This is a genomic window from Croceimicrobium hydrocarbonivorans, assembly GCF_014524565.1.
In the GTDB taxonomy this organism is placed as follows: Bacteria; Bacteroidota; Bacteroidia; order Flavobacteriales; family Schleiferiaceae; genus Croceimicrobium; species Croceimicrobium hydrocarbonivorans.
Map to the genome: position 1 here is coordinate 1,972,325 of NZ_CP060139.1, position 20,350 is coordinate 1,992,674.

Genomic DNA, 20,350 nt, shown 5'->3' on the forward strand with positions numbered 1-20,350 from the left:
TTGAGTGAAAAAAGGCTTTTAGCGCCTAATTTCTATGAGGCTTACGCGACACCTTTTAATACCTTTGCGATCCTTCGCTTAAGACAAAATTGAAATTAAATGTTGGGAAACATTCTCGCCAAGATATTCGGCACCAAGAGTGACCGAGATATGAAAGCCCTTCAACCTTTAGTAGACGAGGTTAACGCTGAGTTCGAAAAACTTAAAGGAATATCTGACGACGAACTCCGTGCTCGTACCGCTGAGTTCCAGGCTAAGATTCAGGAAGCCATCCAAAATGAGGAGCAGGAAATTGCTGAATTGCGCGAAAAGATTGAGCAAGAAGAGGAGGTTGAGCAAAAGGAACAATACTACGAGCAGATTGATGCGCTCAACGAAAAAATAACCGAAAGCATTGAAAGTGCTTTGGATGGTATTAGAGCTCAGGCCTTCGCTGTAGTGAAGGAAACGGCCCGTCGCTGGAAAGAAAACGGTGAGTTGGTAGTAAGTGCCAATGAGCACGATCGCCAAATGGCAGCCATTCTCGATGGGGTTCGTATAGAAGGAGACAAGGCGATTTGGAGTAGCCAGTGGAAAGCCGCTGGTGCCGATATTCATTGGGATATGATGCACTATGATGTGCAGCTTATTGGTGGATCGGTTTTACATAAAGGCTCTATTGCTGAGATGGCAACAGGTGAAGGTAAAACCCTGGTTTCTACCCTCCCTGTATATTTAAATGCCCTTCCCAAGCGCGGGGTGCACGTGGTTACGGTAAACGATTACCTGGCGCGTCGTGACTCTGAATGGATGGGACCTTTGTATCAATTCCACGGTTTAAGTGTAGACTGTATAGATCGTCACCGCCCTAATTCCGAGGAGCGTCGCAAGGCCTATCAGGCAGATATTACCTATGGTACTAATAATGAATTCGGTTTCGACTACCTGCGCGACAATATGGCGGGTAGCCCCGAGGATTTGGTACAAAGAGTCCATAATTACGCGATTGTGGATGAGGTGGATTCCGTATTAATTGATGAGGCTCGTACACCATTAATTATTTCCGGACCAACCCCACAAGGCGATCGCCAGGAATTTAACCAATTGAAACCCCATGTGGTAAAATTGGTAAATGCCCAAAAAGCTTTAGCTACCAGCGAATTGCGCGAAGCACGGAGCTTAATTGCATCCGGCAATAAAGAAGAAAAAGAAGAAGGAGCTAAAAAGCTTTTACGAGTGCATCGCGGGATGCCTAAAAACAAGGCTCTGATTAAATTCTTGAGTGAAGAAGGAATTAAGACTCTCTTGCAGAAGACGGAAAACTTCTACATGCAAGAGCAGAATAAAAACATGCATCTTGTTGATGATGAACTCTTCTTCACCATCGATGAAAAAAGCAATCAAATTGACCTTACCGATCGCGGTATTGAGCTGATCTCTGGCGATACCGATAAGGACTTCTTTATTTTGGAGGATATCTCCACTCAGCTTTCCGCATTGGAAGCAGAAGGCCTGCCGGCAGATGAGCAAGCCAAGCGCAAGGATGAAATTATGCGCGACTTCTCTATTAAGAGTGAGCGCATTCACACCATGAACCAATTACTCAAGGCCTATACCTTGTTTGAAAAGGACAATGAGTATGTGGTGATGGATAATAAGGTGAAAATCGTTGATGAGCAAACCGGTCGTATCATGGACGGGCGTCGCTATTCTGACGGATTGCATCAGGCGATTGAAGCCAAAGAAAATGTAAAGATCGAAGCGGCCACGCAAACTTATGCGACCGTTACCTTACAGAATTACTTCCGGATGTATAATAAGCTGAGCGGGATGACCGGTACAGCAGAAACGGAAGCCGAAGAATTATGGGATATCTACAAATTGGAGGTAACCGTAATTCCTACCAATAGACCAATTATTCGCGACGACCGTGAAGATTTGGTTTATCGTACCCGTCGGGAGAAGTTCAATGCGATTATTGAAGAAATCTCCAAACTGGTAGAAGAAGGCCGCCCAGTGCTGGTAGGTACCACCAATGTAGAAATCTCGGAGGTTTTAAGCCGTGCTCTTAAAATCCGTAAGATTCCGCATAATGTTCTGAACGCGAAATTGCACCAGAAGGAATCCGAAATCGTAGCCGAAGCCGGTCAGCCCGGAAAGGTGACCATCGCAACCAATATGGCAGGTCGGGGTACCGACATTAAGCTTACGCCTGAAGCAAAAGCCGCCGGAGGTTTGGCGATTATTGGCTCGGAGCGTCACGATTCACGTCGGGTAGACCGCCAGTTACGCGGACGTTCTGGTCGTCAAGGAGACCCCGGTAGTTCTCAGTTCTTCGTTTCTCTGGAAGATGAATTGATGCGTCTCTTCAATTCGGAGCGTGTGGCCAAGATTATGGACCGCATGGGTCTGGAAGAAGGTGAGGTAATCCAGCACAGTATGGTTACCCGCAGTATTGAAAGAGCCCAGAAGAAAGTCGAAGAAAACAACTTCGGTATCCGTAAGCGCCTATTGGAGTATGATGATGTAATGAACTCACAACGTGAGGTAATTTACCGTCGTCGTCGCCATGCCTTATACGGTGAGCGTATGCAGGTGGATATTGCCAATATGTTCTACGAAACCGTAGAGGCAGTGGTAAATGAAACCCAGCCAACTAAGGACTTCGAAAGCTTTAAGCTGGAAATGCTGAGAGTATTCAGTATGGACACTCCAGTTAGTCAGGAAAGCTTTGAGAAAGGTACTCCGGATGAATTGGTGAACTCCATTCATGAAGCGGTAATGAAGGCCTACACCTCCAAGAATGAGCGCATTGCTCAAATGGCATTACCAATTATCAATAATGTATTTGAAAATCAAGGCCAGCAATACAAGAATATTGTGATTCCATTTACGGATGGGGCCAAGCAAATGCAGATTGTTACCAATCTTGAGAAAGCAGTAAATAGCCAAGGTCGCCAGTTGATTCGCGATTTTGAAAAATCCATTACCCTGGGCTTGATTGATGATAAGTGGAAGGAACACTTACGCGATATGGACGATTTGCGCCAGAGCGTAGTAACGGCCCAGTATGAGCAGAAAGATCCATTATTGATCTATAAGTTCGAAGCCTTTGAACTATTCCGTTCTATGGTGGATGAAATGAACCGAGAAATTGCTTCATTCCTCTTTAAAGGTCAATTGCCTAATCAAGATGCGCAGCAGGTACAGCAAGCACGTGCCCCACAGCGCAGTGCTTATGATAATATGCAAACTTCGCATCCATCAGCAGATGGAAGCAGCCCTTCCGGTGAGCAGCCCAAAGCGGCTCCAAAACGTCAACCGGTAGTAGCCGAAAAGAAGTTTGGACGTAATGAACAGGTTACTATTCAGAATCTTAGTACGGGTGAAAAGCGCGATTTAAAGTATAAAGTAGCCGAAAATATGGTGGCCAGTGGCCAATGGATTGTGATAGATTCATAGTCTAAGTTTCGGATAATGAGATGTTAAAGAGGTCTTCTGCAAAGAAGGCCTCTTTTTTTTTACTAAATTGGACAACGCTTCATTTTACTCTGCGTCTATTATCAAAAGAACCCGATTTCCATTGAGCTCTAAACCCGACCATATCATGCGGCTGGAGGACCTGGAGGCTTATCGACCCCCCAAGGAAATTCTGCTAAACAACTCCGAGCAAGAGTTGGTGATCGCCTGTGCGGCGGGGGAAAAGCTTGCGCAGAAACGGGTTTACGAATTGTTCTCAGGCAAGATGCTGAATATCTGCCGTCGCTATGCAAAGGATCAGGAGCATGCTCGCGATTTAATGCACGACGGATTTATCAAGGTTTTCTTGAATATCGGAAAGTTTAAAGGACAGGCTTCCCTGCAAACCTGGATTACCAGGATTATGATTAACAATAGCATTAGCGCTATTCGCAAGGAAGTTCGCAAAGGAATTAAGGTGAATTTGGAAGATGTACAAATTCCGGAACCCGATCCTCAGTTCTTTGAAATGGAAGAAAGCGAAGAAATGAGTGCAAGGGAGGTTTTTGAAAAGATCAATGAACTGCCTTTGGGCTACCGCACCGTATTCAGCATGTATGTTTTAGATGGATATAGCCATCGCGAAATAGCTGAGGAACTAGACATTAGTGAAGGAACCAGTAAAAGCCAACTAGCCAAAGCCAAGAGACTCTTGGTAAAAAAACTACGAGGTGAAGCATAAGTGAAAAAGCAATTACGACATATCGAGGATTTTGTCCGCAGTAAATTGGGTCTTCTGGATGGAGATTCCCAAACGGACTGGCTGGATTTTGAGCGCAAATTGCGTCGGGCTACGCGCATCCGACAAATGAAACGCGTGGCAGGGATGGTGAGCGTTTTGCTCCTCTTGGGCTTTAGCCAAACCTTTATTAGTGGTGATTGGCCGCTTCGGCGGAATCAGGAGCAGGCTTTCGATGCTCCGGTCCAGGAAACGAAAAGCAAACCAGCTACGAGAATGGAGCAGGAGTCGGAAAGTACCAAATCTCTGGAAGTACTTCGAACCCCGGCATCCAATAACCAAGTGGTGGACTTAGACCAGAATTCTACTTCGGAGCAAAGTCCAAAACTGGAAGCGCCTCCTAAAATATTGAGTCAGAACAATCCCAAAGGTCCGGCGCAAGCTCAGGGCCCTTTGCTGGCTATGGCCGATGCGACTGAGGTGGCGACTACGGATAATACTGATGATGAAGTTCTCGAAGAATGGAGTTTACAGGAAATCATTTCCCGCCCGGAGCATCAGGCAAAAATCAAAAACCTACCTGCGGGCAGCATTCTAAAAGATGGTGAAAAGATTGGCGAAGGCCCTTTCCCCTTCGATTATGAATTGCCTAAGATGACCTTGAATGAGAACGATATTAAGGCACGTAGGCCAGGCTTTAAACCTACTATTCAAACCAGAACCGGCCCTTATATCAGTCCGCTACAAGAAAAGCGTCCCTGGTCTTACAGTCTAAACATCTATCCCAATTTCGCATTCCGCGAGTTTAAGATCGATCCTCTAAAACGTTCTTTACTTCATAGCGACTTTATTGATGCCATGCAGGCGTCAGAGACTTCCGGGGTGAACATCAATATCGGTCTGGAAATTAGCAAGCGTATCGGACCGATCACTTACCTAAATAGTGGAATAGAGTACATTAACAATAGCTATAATGCGGAGTTCGATTTCGTTAATTTCCGTCATGCAAACTTTGATGAGGATGGGGAGATCATCAACTACACCTTGTTGAAGGACCCGCAGCGTATTGCCTTTAGCGACCTCAATAGCTTTCACTTCTTAAACTTCCCCTTGAACATTAGCTACCAGCCTTGGGCTTCAGATCATCTTCGGATTAATCTCGAATTTGGCTTTAGCTTACTTTACTTCCTTGAAGCACAAGGCTCTACCATCGACTATCGTACTTTGGAGCTTATCGACCTAGAGGATCGCAGCTACCGTAAGTATATGGCTTCCAGTAGCCTTAAATTAGGGGTACAGTATTATTTGAGTCCCAATATGAACATCGGACTTGAGCCTACCTTGATGTACTTTACCAATAGTATTTATACAGAAGACTATCCTTTTGAGGTAATCCCTTATTCAATGGGTCTAAACCTCAATCTGCAAATGAAGTTGCAGTAATCAGAGCTTGGATAGGGCATCTACTCCTTGCTCTAAAGTTTGATCATCCTTGGCGAAGCACAAGCGTAATACTTTATTATCTACCGGATCTCTGTAAAAGGGACTAAGCGGAATACTGGCTACTCCAAATTCGGTGGTAAGCCTTTCGGCGAAAGCCAATTCTGGCTCCTGACTGATCTCAGAATAATCAATCAGCATAAAATAGGTTCCCTCGCTGGCCAAAGGCTTAAAGCGCGTGCGCTCCTGTAGATTGCGAAAGAACCAATCATGCTTTTCCTTAAATAGCTTACCCAAGCTGTTCAAATCCAGATTGGGTAGGTAATCAGCCAGGGCCCATTGCAAGGGGTGGTTAATGCTAAATACAAAGTATTGATGCACCTTTTTAAACTCCCGCATCAGATTCTCCGGGGCCATGCAATAGCCAATTTTCCAACCGGTAACATGCACTGTTTTCCCTAAGGAACCTACTACGAAGGAACGCTTTCTAAGCTCTGGGAACTGGCGTACACTGCGTTTCTCTTTTGGGTCAAAAACCAAATGCTCATACACTTCATCAGCTAAAATGAGAATATTGGAATCACCTACCAGCTCCTGTAATTTGAGGTAATCATCTTCTTTCCAGGTGCGGCCACTGGGATTATGCGGACTGTTAATGATGATCATCTTGGTGCGATGGCTAATTAGCCTTTTAACCTGATTCCAATCTACATTATAGTCGGGGTGCTGAAGTTTAATGGTGATAGGGCGACCACCATACAATTCTATCATGGGGAAGTAGGAATCGTAGGCGGGGCTAAAAACGATCACTTCATCACCCTCACGAATGGCGCAGGCTAGGGCTGTACCTAGGGCTTGGGTGGCCCCTGCGGTAATGCAAATTTCAGTTTCAGCCTGGTAGGGGCTGGCAAATTCTTGATCGCTAAGCTTGCAGAGTTCTTGCCGAAATGCCAGATGCCCGGCCATGGGCGCGTATTGATGCGGTCCTTTATCAACGTAAAAGTGAACCCGCTCAATTAATTCGGGGTCTACCGGAAAATCGGGAAAACCCTGTGATAAGTTCACCGCCTTATGCTTGTTGGCTAAGGCTGTCATTTTGCTGAAAATGGTTTCCCCTACATGACTTAAGTTTCCGCTAAAGCTGAGGGGTTTATCGGAATCGGACATTTTGCGCAATTTCGGTTCGTTTCTGTAAACCTCTGGTCTTATTTAGGGTTGATAAAGAATATGTCAAAACCATCAACCATTAAAACCAAAGAGCTAAGGTACGGAGAAGCGCAGGTCTGCGAAAGCTTAAAGGATCTGGAAAATCCCCTTTCCAAGCTTATGGAAAAACCTTTATCCCAAACTTGCCAATGTTAAGGCATGCCCTCTATAGTCAAAGCTTTCGAGTGTTGGAGCCCTTCTTTAAAAAAGCGGGTTTTAGCTATGCACCCCTGGGCTATCACTTTCGGAAAAACGAAGATTGGGGCTGGCAAATCATTAGTTTGAGCTTAGTGCAACATGAAAAGCAATCTTATATCGATTGTCGTTTTGGATTGCGCCTCAATATTGTGGAGCAATTGGTAGAGCCTTATGCCCGAAGTTTAGGGGAGAATTTGGCAAATGAGAACAGCTATGAATGTTCGCTCCTGAATTTTAAAAAGGAAGATCAAGGTCATTTCTTGCTTTCTCAGGCTGGTGATCTGGATCGATTAGCGGCCCATATTAAGGATTTCTTTCGCCGCGAGGGTTTTGGACTTCTAAGTCGGTGGCAAAAGCTGCCAGAGCTGCATCAATGGATTGGTAAAAATGAAATGCATCCCAACCCGAATAAAAGCCTTAACTACCTCCATTACTTTAGAGCCTTAGCTATTGCTAGCTTAATACAGGCCCCGGATTGGGAGCATAAACAAAGACTTTATGGACGCTTATTGCTGGATAGTAAATGCCCACTTTTGATTCAGGATAAGTATCAGGAATTTAGCCGCCAACTAGCCACCACAGCCCTCAACTAATCCGTATTTTCGCGCCTTGCGTGATGAATTACCTATCAGTTGAAAATATTGCCAAAGCCTATGGAGCCCGGAAGCTTTTTGAAGGGGTTTCCTTTGGTTTGGCTGAGGGCGAAAAAGCAGCTTTGGTTGCCCGAAATGGAAGTGGTAAAACTACCCTCTTACGACTCCTTGCGGGTATAGAAGCACCCGATACCGGTCGGGTTACTTTTAGGAAAGGAATTCGAGTGGAGTTTCTTAGTCAGGAACCAGATTTGGATCCCGAACGCAGTATTATCGAAAGCGTATTGGCCGCCGAAAACCCCATGAGCAAGGCTTTAATTCAATATGAAGAAGCCCTGGAGAACATGGAGGACACCGAAGCTTATCAAAGGGCTTTCGACGCCATGGATCGGCTTAAAGCCTGGGATTTTGAAGGTCAGGTGCGCACGGTATTGGGTAAATTAGGACTGCATCAGGTAAAGCAAAAGATTAAGTCCCTTTCCGGTGGACAGAAGAAGCGGGTGGCCCTAGCCAAAATCCTTATTTCTTCACCAGATCTCCTAATCTTAGATGAGCCTACCAACCACCTGGATTTGGATATGATCGAATGGCTCGAAACCTTTCTGAGCCAAAAGAGTATTACCCTCTTAATGGTAACTCACGATCGTTATTTCCTCGAGTCGGTATGTGATACGATCTTGGAATTGGAAGATGCGAAATTGTATCGCCATCCGGGTAATTACAGTAAGTTCTTAGAGCGTAAGGCAGAGCGTCAGGAGGTAGAAGCCACAAATGTGGATAAGGCCCGCAACTTGATGCGTAAGGAACTGGAGTGGATCCGTCGGCAACCCAAAGCGCGCGGCACTAAAAGCAAGGCCCGGATTGATGCCTTTGATGATATAAAAAAGGAGGCGACCAAGGACCTTCGTGAAGATCAGCTCCAGCTGAATATTAAGATGACTCGCCTGGGCAGTAAGATTTTGGAAGTTCATAAACTGAAGAAGTCCTACGTGGATAAGCAGCTGATTGAAAACTTCAACTACGTTTTTAAGAAGGGCGAGAAAATAGGAATAGCCGGCGCCAATGGATCAGGGAAATCAACCCTGCTTAGAATGCTAACCGGCCTAGAAGAACCCAGTGGAGGGAAGATCATAATCGGGGAAACAGTCCAATTTGGTTTCTATACCCAAACGGGTCTCGAGCTTAAGGAAGATAAGCGGGTAATTGATGTAGTGAAGGATATTGCGGAGTACATTCCCCGTGAAGGCAAGGGGGGCGATTTAAGTGCTACACAGCTTTTAGACCGTTTTCTCTTTGATGGAGACAAGCAATATACCTACGTATCCAAATTGAGTGGTGGAGAGCGTCGCCGCTTATTCCTTTGTACCGTATTAATGGCCAATCCGAACTTTTTGATATTGGATGAGCCGACCAATGATCTGGATATTTTAACCCTCAATGTATTGGAAGATTTTCTGATGCAGTTTCCGGGTTGTGTATTGGTGGTTACCCATGATCGTTACTTCATGGATAAGATCTGCGATCACCTTTTTGCCTTTGAAGGAGAGGGTCAAATCAAGGATTTTCCGGGGAATTATTCCGAGTATCGAGTGGCGCAAGTTGAAGAAGCCGCGCAACGCAAATTGCGGAATGAAAGCATGGTGAAAACCAAGGCTAAAGCGGTGGAAAAGCCCAAGGAGAAAACCAAGCTGACCTATGCAGAAAGGCTGGAATTTGAGGCTTTAGAAGCGGAAATTGAGGACCTGGAAACCCGACGCGAGACCCTGGCCTCGCAATTAGAAGCGGCGGCTACGGATGCAGATAAAATCATGGAGCTCTCCTCGCAATTAGAAGCTATCCAATCCGAATTGGAGGAAAAGGAAATGCGTTGGCTGGAGCTTAGCGAGTACGCCGAATAAAAAAGCCCGAAAAGCAGAACTCTCCGGGCTTCACTAATTCTATCAAACTTTACTAAAACCGCTTGGTGTAAGTATGGCAATAGGGAGTGCCACCTTTCTTTTGGTAATAGTCGTGATGGTATTCTTCTTGCTCCTTGTAAAAAGTGGCACCACCCGTAATTTCGGTAGCTACACTAATGCCTTTGGCTTCTAATTGAGCTTTCAACTTTTCGGCAATCGCTTTTTGTTCGTCATTTAAATAGAAGATTGCAGTGCGATATTGAGTGCCAATATCCGGACCCTGACGATTTACCTGAGAGGGATCGTGGGTTTCAAAGAAAAGCTTGCAAAGGGTTTCATAGTCGGTTACTTCCGGATCATAGATTACTTCTACGGTTTCGGCATGACCGGTTCTTCCAGTGCATACTTCTCTATATGTAGGGTTGGCAACATGCCCACCAGCATAACCTACATTGGTTTCAATTACACCTTCCGCTTGTTGCATATAGTACTCGGTACCCCAATAGCAACCAGAGGCAAAGAGGGCACGGGCGTATTCTTTGGATTCACTCATTTTTTGGGCATTTAAACTCAGTCCGATAAAGGAAATTAAAAGGATCAATATTTTTCGCATGGCTCGCATTTTTATACTAGACGAGAGCAAGCTCTTTTTGTTTCCGGAATTAAGCTTTTTTTAACGAATCCACTTGAACCCCAGAAAATAAAGAAATATTAAACGATGCCTTTTTCCTGAAGCATTTCGGCAATCTGCACCGCATTGGTAGCAGCTCCTTTGCGCAGGTTATCCGCTACAATCCAAAGGTTCAGGGCATTTACCTTGCTTAAATCTCTACGAATACGACCTACGAAAACCTCATCCTTACCTTCGGCATAGCGGGGCATAGGATACTGGTTCACGTCGGTATTATCCTGGAGGCTAATTCCAGGGCTTTCCGCCAAAAGGCGTTTTAAATCGCTGATTTGATATTCGGATTTAAACTCCAAATTCACACTTTCGCTATGCCCTCCTTTTACGGGAATACGCACGGCAGTAGCGGTTACGGCAATGGTTGGATCCAAAATTTTATGGGTTTCGTTCACCAATTTCATTTCTTCTTTGGTGTACCCGTTTTCCATAAATACATCACAGTGGGGCAAAGCATTTTCATGGATGGGATAAGGATAGGCCATTTCGCCACTCAGGCCTTGTTTTTCGTTTTCCAATTGCTGTACGGCCTTAACACCGGTGCCGGTAATACTTTGGTAAGTGCTAACCACCACGCGATCAATACCATATTTACGATGCAAGGGAGCCAAAACCATTAACATCTGAATGGTGGAGCAATTAGGGTTGGCAATAATGTATTTGCCTTTTTCGAGGAGGTCCCCATTAATTTCAGGCACCACTAAAGGAATACCTTCCTCCATACGCCAAGCTGAGGAATTGTCGATTACATAACAACCTTGCTCAGCAAATTTCGGAGCCCACTCCAATGAAGTGCCTCCTCCGGCAGAAAATAGAGCCATGTCAGGTTTCGCTTCCAGGGCATCCTTCAGGCCAATAACCTTGAGTTTCTTATCGGCAAAAGCCACTTCCTTACCCTTCGACTTATCCGAAGCCACGGGCAGAATTTCATGATTCTCAAAACCTCTTTCGTGCAGAACCTGCAACATTACCTGACCAACCATGCCGGTTGCGCCTACTACGGCTATTTTCATTCTTTTAAGTTTAAGCCGCAAAACTAAACCTAAAACCTGATTTTATGATGCGATATCTATGGGCTCTATTGCCCCTTAGTCTTTGTGGCCAAAACTTAATTCATCAGGACTTTAGTGCTGGCCAATCATTAGACTCCCTCTGGCAGGGGGATCTCCAAAATTTTGAGTTTCGCGATTCAGCTTTAGCCTTAAACGATTCGGTGGCCGGGCAAAGCACGCTTTATCATACTTCGGGGGTAATGACGGCTGCTCGTTGGGATTTTCATGGTCGGATGGACTTTAATCCCAGCAGCTCAAATTACCTGAAAATCGAAGTGATGCTCAGTCAATTACCGCCTGATAGCAGTCATTTTGGCTATTACCTTAAGCTGGGAGGGAACGCTCAAGATCAAATTCAATTCTACCGGCAGGATCCCAATGGCGATCAATTACTGGCAGCCTCAGCCGCAGATTATTTAGATCTAAATACGGTTCAGTATCACATCAGCCTTAGGCGTAATGCCGATCTTCTGTGGGAACTTTATGCGGATACCGGTTCCTTTGAGCAATGGTATTTGCAGGCCAGTGTTAGGGATAGCAATCATCGTTTTAGTGCAGGTTTGGCTATGACATGCCACTATACCAAAACCCGCAGCACGAAATTCTATTTCGATAGCCTCTATGTTGTGGGTGCAGCCTATCCGGATAGTATCGCACCTGAGCTCATAAGCTGGAGCTTGAAGGGAGACAGTGCCCTGCAGTTGAATTTCTCTGAAAAGCTGGCTCCCCCTCAGCTTAGCGCCTTTGAAATTCAACAAGGAATACAATTGGCTAGCTTGGAATGGCAGGCTCATAATCCGCATGAGCTGATGCTCCATTTCAAAGATCCATTACTTCCAAATCAGCCTATTCTTTTGCGGATAGAAAAGCTATCCGATCTATTCGGGAATCATTATTCTGATAGCCTCAACCTACTTTATCGCCAAGTTTTAGCTGGGGAACTCCGCATTAATGAAATCATGGCCGATCCTAGTCCCAAAGTGGACTTGAACCCCAATAGCTTTCCGGAAGTGGAGTTTATCGAATTGATTAATGTTTCGCAACTGGCGATTCCCATGGATCAAATTGAGATACAAATTGGAGAGCGTCTTTATTCTTGCCCTCCCTTTTGGCTGCAGCCTGATTCCTTCCTAATACTTAGCGCTGCCAATACTGCGGTCTATTGGCCAGCGCAGATCCCGGTTCTGGGCTTAAATTGGTCAAGTTCGGCTCTTACGAATGATGGTAATCGTATCACACTTTATAGTTCTGAGGCCGAAGAAATTGAATCCCTGCATTACAGTTCAGACTGGTATCAGGAGGCCCTGAAGGCAGAAGGAGGTTGGAGTTTGGAAAGGAAAGATCCCTCTTCCGATTGTCATACTATCTGGAATTGGCAGGCGAGCCAAGATCCTTCCGGGGCCAGTCCCGGCCGAAGGAACTCTATTGCTGATGTTTATCACGATAGCCTCAAAGCACAAGTCTTAGCCTTAAAAATCCCATCACCCTTTGAAATTCAAATCGATTTTAACCGCAGTTTATTCGGCCTTGGTCCCTGGCAAATAGATCCCCCAATTTTAATTGATAGCCTGGCCTTATCCCAAGAGGGGAAAAGCCATCACATCTATTTATCCCAAGCTCTGGAAGAAGGGCTTTTATATCGGGTTTTTACCGAAGAAGGCTTGGTGGACTGCCGCAATCAAATCTATCAGCCGGATAGCTTAAAAGTCGGCTTAGCCTTAAAACCCCAGCCTGGTCAGCTGCGCATTTCCGAAGTTCTCTTTAACCCATATCCCAAAGGGAAGGACTTTGTTGAAATTAGGAATTTAGGTCCCGGTTTTGTGGATTTAGCCGATCTGCGTTTGGCTAGCTGGAATTCCGAATTGCAAGAGGCGATTGATGCCAAGGTCCTAAGCCTAGAGCATCGACTTATAGCAGCAGACTCTTGCCTGGTATTGGCCACTGAGGCAGCAGCACTCCATGCATTTTACCAACTCAGAGAAGCGAATTTTCAGGCGGTAGCAGAGCTCCCCTCCATGCCGGATGAAGGATTGGAACTGGTCTTGATGCGCTCCGATTTCGAAATTTTAGATCGCGTTTTTCTCAGTGAAGAATCGCATGCTCCCTTCTTAAGTTCTGGCGAGGGAGTCAGTTTATATCGGCTCGATTTTCAGCAAAATGCTTTGCGATTAGATCAATGGCAAAGTAGCCCTGCCACTTGGGATTATGCGACTCCCGGTTGGTGTCCGGATATTAAACGGAATATTGCCTCTAAAGTCCAATGGCAAGCCTATCCAGAATACCTAAGCCCAAATGGAGATGGCTATCGCGATTATTTGGAGCTCCATTATAATCTGGCAAAAGATGCCTGGATTCAGATTCACATTTATGATCGCCAGGGTAATTTGCAGAAGGAGATAATTGCCGGAGATCAAGCGAGTGCTGAGGGCTTCGTGGTATGGCAAGGTCAGGATGAAGGTGGGCAATTATGTGCGGCCGGCGTCTACCTAGCTTATTTGGAATATCGTTTTGCCGATGGTGAAATGGGTCGTGCACGTTGCAGCTTCGTATTAAGTCATTAATTTTCCGATTATGATCAGTTTACAACAGATTCAACAAGTCCTTTTTTTAGACATAGAAACCGTAAGTTCTCATGCCGAATTCGAGCAAATGAGTGAGGACTGGCAGGGGCTTTGGGCCGATAAGACCCGTTTTCAGCGGCAGGAGGAAAGTCCGGCCGAATTCTATCCTAAACGTGCCGCTATCTTGGCCGAGTTTGGCAAAGTGGTTTGCATATCCTGCGCCTTCTTCAGCTTGCAAAATGGTCAATGGGAATTACGTATGAAGAGCTTTTGCGATTCGGATGAGGTACAGCTCTTGCAAGATTTTGCCCAGCTTTTGGAGCGTCTGCCCAATTTCAGACTTTGCGCACATAATGGTAAGGAATTCGACTTCCCCTACCTCAGTAGAAGGATGATTAGTCATGGTATTAAACTTCCGGGTCAACTCAATAATGCCGGTAAAAAACCCTGGGAAGTTCCCCATATCGATACCATGGAACTCTGGAAATTTGGGGACTATAAAAGCTTTACCAGTCTTAAACTATTGGCTGCTCTATTTGGAATTCCCAGTCCTAAGGATGATATCGATGGTTCGCAGGTAGGAGCAGTGTACTGGCAGGAACAGGATTTGGACCGCATCCGAGTTTATTGCGAAAAGGATGTTGTAACGCTGGTGAAGGTCTTTATACAGATCACTCAGGCGGAAGTCCCGATGGATTTTGAAGTTTACAATAATCAGCAGTAGACTAGGTCTTGCAGTGTTCCTTTTGTAATTTGCTCTTACAAAGGATCATTTATGGCCGATTTCCACCAGTATCCGCATGGACTTATTGGCAACTGCGCGTACTTAGCTCTGATTAATAAGGACACCAATATTGATTGGATGTGCTTGCCTCGCTTCGACTCTTCTTTCGTTTTTGGAGCCTTAATTGCCGGTGAAAAGGGAGGGGAATTCTCCATTAAACCCGCTGAAGGTGAATATCTGGTTCGCCAGGAGTACCGCAACAACACCAACATTTTAGAGACCGAAGTTAACCAAGGCTCTGATGCTTATAAGGTGATTGATATGGCTCCGCGTTTTATGCAAACCGATCGCTATTATCGGCCTTTAATGCTGGTGCGAAAAATAGAGCCAATACGGGGATTGCCAAGAGTAAAAGTACGTTGCCGCCCAACCGGGGATTACGGCAAGAAACAATTGGATAGAGAACGCGGTAGTAATCACCTGCGCTTTTTTGGCTTGGATGAAAGCTTGCGCTTAACCACCGACATACCTCTCAATTATATTATTGAAGAGCGGGAGTTTGTGGTGGATCGTCCTTTCTATTTGTTCCTTACCTACGGTGCTCCCTTAGAAGGTGAAATCGTAAAAACCGCAGAAAACTTTCTTAGCCAGACTACAAAGTACTGGCAGCGTTGGGTAAAGTCGACCAGTATTGGCAAGCTTTTTCAGAAAGAAGTAATTCGTTCTGCCTTAACCTTAAAGATCTGCCAGTATGAGGATACCGGTGCCATTGTAGCCGCGCCTACGACCTCTTTGCCAGAGATTAATGGCGGTGGAAGAAATTGGGATTATCGCTTTTCCTGGATGCGCGATACCTTCTATACTCTGAATGCCTTTAACCATATTGGTCACTTTGAGGAAATGGAGAAATACTTTTCCTTTTTGGCCAATATCCCCATGCATGAAAAGGATAAAATTCAACCGCTTTACGGTATTGTAGGTCAAAGTAAGTTGACGGAAGAAATACTCGACCTGCCAGGTTATATGGGTAATAACCGACCGGTGCGCATTGGTAATGATGCCTATACTCATATCCAGAACGATGTGTACGGTCAGATTCTCTTAGCCATTTTACCGCTTTATGTAGACCGTCGCTTTAACAATTTTAGCAGCGCCAGTTCCGAGCAATTGGTCATGTCGGTATTGGAAAAAATTGAACGCACTATTAATGATCCGGATGCCGGTTTATGGGAGTTCCGAGGGATGGCCTTAAAGCATACTTATACTAATTTATTTCAGTGGGCAGGCAGCGCTGCGGCCGCAAAGATGGCCGAGCAATTTGAACATCCGAATTTAGCGCGAATGGCGCAGGCCTTGCAAAAACGAGCGGCTGCTAATATTGAAAAAACCTACTCGGCCGAAAGAAGGGCCTACACTCATGCTATCAATTCGCCCCATTTGGATGCCAGCACCTTGCAACTCATTCTGATGAATTACATTCCGCATGATTCACAAAAAGCGCGGGATCATCTAAAGGCCCTGGAGTCGGAGCTTAAGGTGGGTAAAGGATTATTCTTCCGCTACATTCACGAAGATGATTTTGGAAAGCCCGAAAACACCTTTATGATTTGTGGTTTTTGGTATGCTGAGGCTCTGGCCTGTGTAGGCCGAATTGATGAAGCCTGTGAAGCATTTGAAGAGCTTTGTAATTATGGAAACCACCTAGGGCTTTTTGCTGAGGATATTGATCCCGAAACGGGCAGTCAATGGGGGAACTTCCCTCAGGCCTATAGCCATGTGGGTCTGGTAAATGCTGCTTATCGGATTAACAATAAGATTAACGAACCCAATTTTCTTTAATCCAGATCAGCTAGCTCTTTCAGTAAAAGGCGAATTTCTTGCGAATCCTGAACATACAGTCCGGCGTGGGTAACCCCATTACCAACTTTGATGGAGTAGTCATCGGGGTTTAATACCTCAAAAATATATTCATCGGTTTGATCGTCTCCGGCTGCTAAAACAAAATCTGGCTTAAATAGATTTTTTAAGCGCAGGGCAGCTTTCCCTTTATTGGATGCCTTGGGCTTTACTTCAATCACAGCATTGCCACTCATCACCTCAATTTCTTTATCGGCCAGTTTATGCCTTAAATGGCTATTGAGTTCGCTGCTGCGAAATGCGGCCAGCCCACGTTCTACCTTGCGGTAATGCCAAACCAAGGAATGTTCTTTTTCTTCCAAGAAGGAGCCTGGAGTTCGGGCCACATAAAAGTTGATCACCTTGCGAGCTTCATCTTTCCAACTTTTATCATTGGGGATATTCGGGTTTACCCGCCATTGGCCTTCTTTTTTCTTGAACCACATACCGTGCTCAGCCGCCATGGCAATAGGGTAATTCCCTAAATGCTCTTCTAAAAAACTAGCGGGTCGACCACTGATAATAGCTATTTCAGTTTTGGGATTAGACATTAATTTCTCCAATACATCTCTTAACTCTGCATCGGGTACACTTTTAGAGGGATCCGTATGAAAGTCAACCAAAGTGCCATCATAATCCAAAAGCAATAATCGCTGGGAAGCACTTTTATAGGCATCTACAATTTTCTTTCGCTGTTGATCATTAAGGCTTACCGTGTGCATTTTAGCCTGCTCAGCTTTCACACGATCCAGGTTTTCGGTGAAGAAGTTTACCCAGTGGAAAATATTATAGTTCTGCAGGGTTTCTTGCATAATAGCCATGCGGCGACCCATTTCTTCTTTACTCAGCTCCAAAGCCTGACCGATGCTTTGTGTCAAGGTTTTTTGATCATTGGGGTTTACAAGAATAGATTCTGAAAGCTCCTTTGCCGAACCAGCCATTTCACTCAAAATCAATACTCCATCCCTTTGGGTACGAGAGGCGATGTATTCTTTGCATACCAGGTTCATGCCGTCACGAATAGGGGTAATCATAGCCACATCACTCATCACATAAAAGGCCGAAAGTTCTGGCAGGCTAAAGCTGCGGTAGAAATAGTGAATGGGCTGCCAGTTCATATCGGAGAAGTAGCCATTAATCTTTCCTACCAGTTCATCCACATCATCCTTAAGGCGGCCATAAGAAGGTACTCGATGTCGACTGGGCACCACAATTAGAATGAGAGAAACCTTGCCATGGTAAGCCGGGTTTTGCTCCAGGAATTTCCGAAATGCGGTTAGGCGGTCGGGGATTCCTTTAGAATAATCCAGACGATCGACACTAAGAATAACCCTTTGATTGCCAATCGCCTTACGGTATTTGTCAACGATAGCCAGGGTTTCAGGATCGCGAGCCTGCTCAGCATACTTGGCATAGTCAATTCCCATGGGTAGCGCATCTGCCTCTACGTGGCGGCCATTTACAGAAATGGTATTGCTGCGATATTCATAGTCAGTAAGTCGATGCACGCAACTTAAAAAGTGGCGCATATCATCGTAGGTATGAAAGCCTAAGAAGTCACTACCCAAGACTCCTTCCAAAAGCTCTTTGCGCCAGGGAAGCATGCGGAAAACCTCGTAAGAAGGAAAAGGAATATGTTGAAAATAGCCAATGCTGGCCTCCGGCATTTTATCGCGGAGCATTTTGGGTACCAACATTAATTGATAATCATGAATCCAGATGCGGCAATTGGGATCGGCCAGTTCTAGAATAGCATCCGCAAATTTTTGATTGACGCGCACATAGGCTTCCCACTGCTCTTCATTGTAGGTGATGTATTGCACGAAATAGTGAAAAGCCGGCCATAAGGTTTGATTGCTAAAACCCAGATAATAGCCGTCCAAATCATCTTGATTAAGAAAGACCGGCGCCATATTGGCCTTAGCCAATTCTTTTCGGACCTGCTTTTGTTCTTGATTATCCTTGAATTCCTTTCCGGGCCAACCCAACCATACATTATCTCCTTCACGATATATGGAGCCCAAGCCGGTAGCCAGACCTCCTTCTGAGGCTTTAAATTGGTACCCATTTTCATGAAGTTCGGCGCGGAGAGGAAGACGGTTGGAAACGATAATCGTTCGAGGCATAGTAGATTTCTTGTCGGATTTAGAAACAATCTCAGACCCCTGAATTTCGCAATAAATTATGAATCAAGCCTTAAAGCGAACATTAAATCCTTAAATCAGGCCATCAGGATTCTTAATTTAGAGGCATGTTAAACAAGCCCTTACTGCGAGTAGAGCATTTGGAAATTTCGAAAGGCGGCCAAATTTTGGTTCAGGACCTGAGCTTTGAATTGGCCCCGGCTAAAACTTTGGCTATTGTAGGTGAATCAGGTTCGGGCAAAACGCTGAGTAGCTTAGCGCTGATGGGTTTACTGCCTTCGAGCTTAAGCTTAAAGGGAAAGCTGAAATTAAAGGACTGGGATTTACAGGACCTAGATGAAGAGGCCTGGTCTAAACTTCGTGGTAAGGAGGTGGCGATGGTTTTTCAAGAACCCATGTCGGCCCTAAACCCTTCCATGAAATGTGGTAAGCAGGTAGCTGAAATTCTCTCCGTACACGGCCAAAATAAAGGTATAAAGGAAAGGGTCTTGGACCTTTTTCGGGAAGTTGAACTACCTCGAGTAGAGGAAATTTACCAAAGCTATCCCCATCAATTAAGTGGCGGGCAAAAGCAAAGAGTGGTAATAGCCATGGCCATTGCCAATAATCCGGCATTGCTTATCGCGGATGAGCCTACCACGGCATTGGATGTAAGTGTGCAGTCTAGCATTCTGAAATTGCTTAAAAAGCTTCAGGAAGAATACAATATGGCGATGATTTTCATCTCCCATGATTTGGGCCTGGTGCGTAAAATCGCCGATGAGGTTTTGGTGCTTTATCAAGGTCAATTGAAGGAACAGGGCAGTGCTGAGCAAATCTTTAATCAGCCTCAGGATCCCTATACCAAGGGCTTAATTGCTTGCAGACCGGGACCCGATACCCATTTTAAACGCTTGCCTTTGGTGCAGGATTTTTTATTGGGTCATGTTCAGGATTTGGAGCAAATCGATCCGGCCAAGAAGGAGCAAAAAGCGATGGCCCGCGCCAAGCAAAGTCCGCTTTTAAGCATTAAGGCCATAGACAAGATATACCGCTCAAAAAGTGGATTATTAGGTCGTTGGAAAGAGGTGAAAGCGGTTCATGAAGTCAATCTCGATATTTATCCGGGCGAAAGCCTGGGTCTGGTAGGTGAGTCGGGTTCTGGTAAGAGTACCATCGGCAGAATCTTGGTAGGCCTTGAACATGCGGAGGCGGGTGAGATTTTCTATGAAGGTCAGGATATTCGCAATCTATCCAAAAAGGCCTGGCGCAAATTGAATCGGGAGATTCAGATCATATTTCAGGATCCTTATGGTAGCCTTAATCCCCGCATTACCGTGGGCGAAAGCATCGCGGAAGTATTACGGGTGAATGCCCATCGCAACAAGGAGGAGGCTAAAGAAGAAGCACTGAATTTATTAGAGAAAGTAGGGCTCCTGAAGGATTATGCCGGTCGTTATCCCCATGAGTTTAGTGGTGGACAAAGACAGCGTTTAGGCATTGCCCGGGCTCTGGCCTTAAGTCCTAAATTTTTGGTCTGTGATGAATCGGTAAGTGCTTTGGATGTAAGTGTGCAAGCCCAAATCCTTAATCTCTTAAATGATTTAAAAGAGGAGTATGGATTTACCTACCTCTTTATTTCACATGATTTGCAGGTGGTGCGCTATTTCTGCGATCGTGTATTGGTATTGCGAAACGGGCAATTGGTGGAAGAGGGATTTGCAGAGAGCTTATTCCAAAATCCGCAGGAGGAGTATACCGCTCGTTTAATAGCGGATCAGCATTAGAGTTGGCCAA

13 protein-coding genes are annotated in these 20,350 nt (G+C 45.3%); 9 read left to right on the top strand and 4 right to left on the bottom strand.

From position 1 onward, the window contains the following. Positions 1-99: 99 nt before the first annotated feature. The 3 genes from secA to H4K34_RS08915 all read left to right on the top strand — a co-directional run bounded on the left by secA (position 100) and on the right by H4K34_RS08915 (position 5,620). Entirely contained in the window at positions 100-3,441 is a 3,342-nt protein-coding gene (secA, locus tag H4K34_RS08905; protein WP_210760473.1) for a preprotein translocase subunit SecA, read from the top strand. 145 nt (positions 3,442-3,586) lie between these two features. Further along, positions 3,587-4,180 carry an RNA polymerase sigma factor gene (locus H4K34_RS08910; RefSeq protein WP_210760474.1) on the top strand — a complete coding sequence of 198 codons (594 nt, stop codon included), beginning with the start codon at positions 3,587-3,589 and terminating at the stop codon, positions 4,178-4,180. Beyond that, positions 4,181-5,620: a hypothetical protein gene (locus H4K34_RS08915; RefSeq protein ID WP_210760475.1), complete on the top strand. Its 1,440-nt coding sequence runs from the start codon at positions 4,181-4,183 to the stop codon at positions 5,618-5,620. It abuts the gene before it with no gap. Here H4K34_RS08915 and H4K34_RS08920 read toward each other — a convergent pair whose 3' ends face one another. Then, a complete protein-coding gene (locus tag H4K34_RS08920; RefSeq protein ID WP_210760476.1) occupies positions 5,621-6,784 on the bottom strand; it encodes a methionine aminotransferase in 1,164 nt (387 codons plus the stop codon). It abuts the gene before it with no gap. Positions 6,785-6,972: 188 nt separating this feature from the next. Here H4K34_RS08920 and H4K34_RS08925 point away from each other — a divergent pair, with 188 nt between their 5' ends. Beyond that, a complete protein-coding gene (locus H4K34_RS08925) occupies positions 6,973-7,614 on the top strand; it encodes a hypothetical protein (protein WP_210760477.1) in 642 nt (213 codons plus the stop codon). Between the two features lie 23 nt (positions 7,615-7,637). Next, positions 7,638-9,512 carry an ABC-F family ATP-binding cassette domain-containing protein gene (locus H4K34_RS08930; RefSeq protein ID WP_210760478.1) on the top strand — a complete coding sequence of 625 codons (1,875 nt, stop codon included), beginning with the start codon at positions 7,638-7,640 and terminating at the stop codon, positions 9,510-9,512. Positions 9,513-9,564: 52 nt separating this feature from the next. Here H4K34_RS08930 and msrA read toward each other — a convergent pair whose 3' ends face one another. Together msrA and H4K34_RS08940 are read right to left on the bottom strand one after the other, a co-directional pair. Next, positions 9,565-10,125: a peptide-methionine (S)-S-oxide reductase MsrA gene (gene msrA, locus H4K34_RS08935; RefSeq protein WP_246452222.1), complete on the bottom strand. Its 561-nt coding sequence runs from the start codon at positions 10,123-10,125 to the stop codon at positions 9,565-9,567. Positions 10,126-10,223: 98 nt separating this feature from the next. After that, positions 10,224-11,210, bottom strand: a complete 987-nt coding sequence (locus tag H4K34_RS08940) for an aspartate-semialdehyde dehydrogenase (protein ID WP_210760479.1) — start codon at positions 11,208-11,210, stop codon at positions 10,224-10,226. A 44-nt stretch (positions 11,211-11,254) separates the two neighbouring features. On the opposite strand from H4K34_RS08940, the gene H4K34_RS08945 reads away from it, so the two are divergent. From H4K34_RS08945 to H4K34_RS08955, 3 genes are read left to right on the top strand one after another with little or no spacing between them, the layout of a single operon-like run. Beyond that, entirely contained in the window at positions 11,255-13,810 is a 2,556-nt protein-coding gene (locus H4K34_RS08945; RefSeq protein ID WP_210760480.1) for a T9SS type B sorting domain-containing protein, read from the top strand. Between the two features lie 10 nt (positions 13,811-13,820). Continuing rightward, complete coding sequence (locus tag H4K34_RS08950; protein ID WP_210760481.1) at positions 13,821-14,534, top strand: 3'-5' exonuclease; 714 nt, start codon at positions 13,821-13,823, stop codon at positions 14,532-14,534. Between the two features lie 51 nt (positions 14,535-14,585). After that, positions 14,586-16,373 carry a glycoside hydrolase family 15 protein gene (locus H4K34_RS08955; protein ID WP_210760482.1) on the top strand — a complete coding sequence of 596 codons (1,788 nt, stop codon included), beginning with the start codon at positions 14,586-14,588 and terminating at the stop codon, positions 16,371-16,373. Here the strand turns inward: H4K34_RS08955 and H4K34_RS08960 are convergent. Next, positions 16,370-18,556 carry a bifunctional alpha,alpha-trehalose-phosphate synthase (UDP-forming)/trehalose-phosphatase gene (locus tag H4K34_RS08960; protein ID WP_210760483.1) on the bottom strand — a complete coding sequence of 729 codons (2,187 nt, stop codon included), beginning with the start codon at positions 18,554-18,556 and terminating at the stop codon, positions 16,370-16,372. The two genes, H4K34_RS08955 and H4K34_RS08960, sit on opposite strands and share 4 nt — an antisense overlap. 125 nt (positions 18,557-18,681) lie before the next feature. Between H4K34_RS08960 and H4K34_RS08965 the strand changes: the two genes are divergently transcribed. Continuing rightward, positions 18,682-20,340 carry a dipeptide ABC transporter ATP-binding protein gene (locus tag H4K34_RS08965; RefSeq protein ID WP_210760484.1) on the top strand — a complete coding sequence of 553 codons (1,659 nt, stop codon included), beginning with the start codon at positions 18,682-18,684 and terminating at the stop codon, positions 20,338-20,340. Positions 20,341-20,350: the final 10 nt, after the last annotated feature.

Bases quoted from the DNA above. Each gene is read 5' to 3' on its own strand.
- secA (WP_210760473.1), top strand. From the start codon at position 100: ATGTTGGGAAACATTCTCGCCAAGATATTCGGCACCAAGAGTGACCGA.
- H4K34_RS08910 (WP_210760474.1), top strand. From the start codon at position 3,587: ATGCGGCTGGAGGACCTGGAGGCTTATCGACCCCCCAAGGAAATTCTG.
- H4K34_RS08920 (WP_210760476.1), bottom strand. From the start codon at position 6,784: ATGTCCGATTCCGATAAACCCCTCAGCTTTAGCGGAAACTTAAGTCAT.
- H4K34_RS08925 (WP_210760477.1), top strand. From the start codon at position 6,973: ATGTTAAGGCATGCCCTCTATAGTCAAAGCTTTCGAGTGTTGGAGCCC.
- H4K34_RS08930 (WP_210760478.1), top strand. From the start codon at position 7,638: ATGAATTACCTATCAGTTGAAAATATTGCCAAAGCCTATGGAGCCCGG.
- msrA (WP_246452222.1), bottom strand. From the start codon at position 10,125: ATGCGAAAAATATTGATCCTTTTAATTTCCTTTATCGGACTGAGTTTA.
- H4K34_RS08940 (WP_210760479.1), bottom strand. From the start codon at position 11,210: ATGAAAATAGCCGTAGTAGGCGCAACCGGCATGGTTGGTCAGGTAATG.
- H4K34_RS08945 (WP_210760480.1), top strand. From the start codon at position 11,255: ATGATGCGATATCTATGGGCTCTATTGCCCCTTAGTCTTTGTGGCCAA.
- H4K34_RS08950 (WP_210760481.1), top strand. From the start codon at position 13,821: ATGATCAGTTTACAACAGATTCAACAAGTCCTTTTTTTAGACATAGAA.
- H4K34_RS08955 (WP_210760482.1), top strand. From the start codon at position 14,586: ATGGCCGATTTCCACCAGTATCCGCATGGACTTATTGGCAACTGCGCG.
- H4K34_RS08960 (WP_210760483.1), bottom strand. From the start codon at position 18,556: ATGCCTCGAACGATTATCGTTTCCAACCGTCTTCCTCTCCGCGCCGAA.
- H4K34_RS08965 (WP_210760484.1), top strand. From the start codon at position 18,682: ATGTTAAACAAGCCCTTACTGCGAGTAGAGCATTTGGAAATTTCGAAA.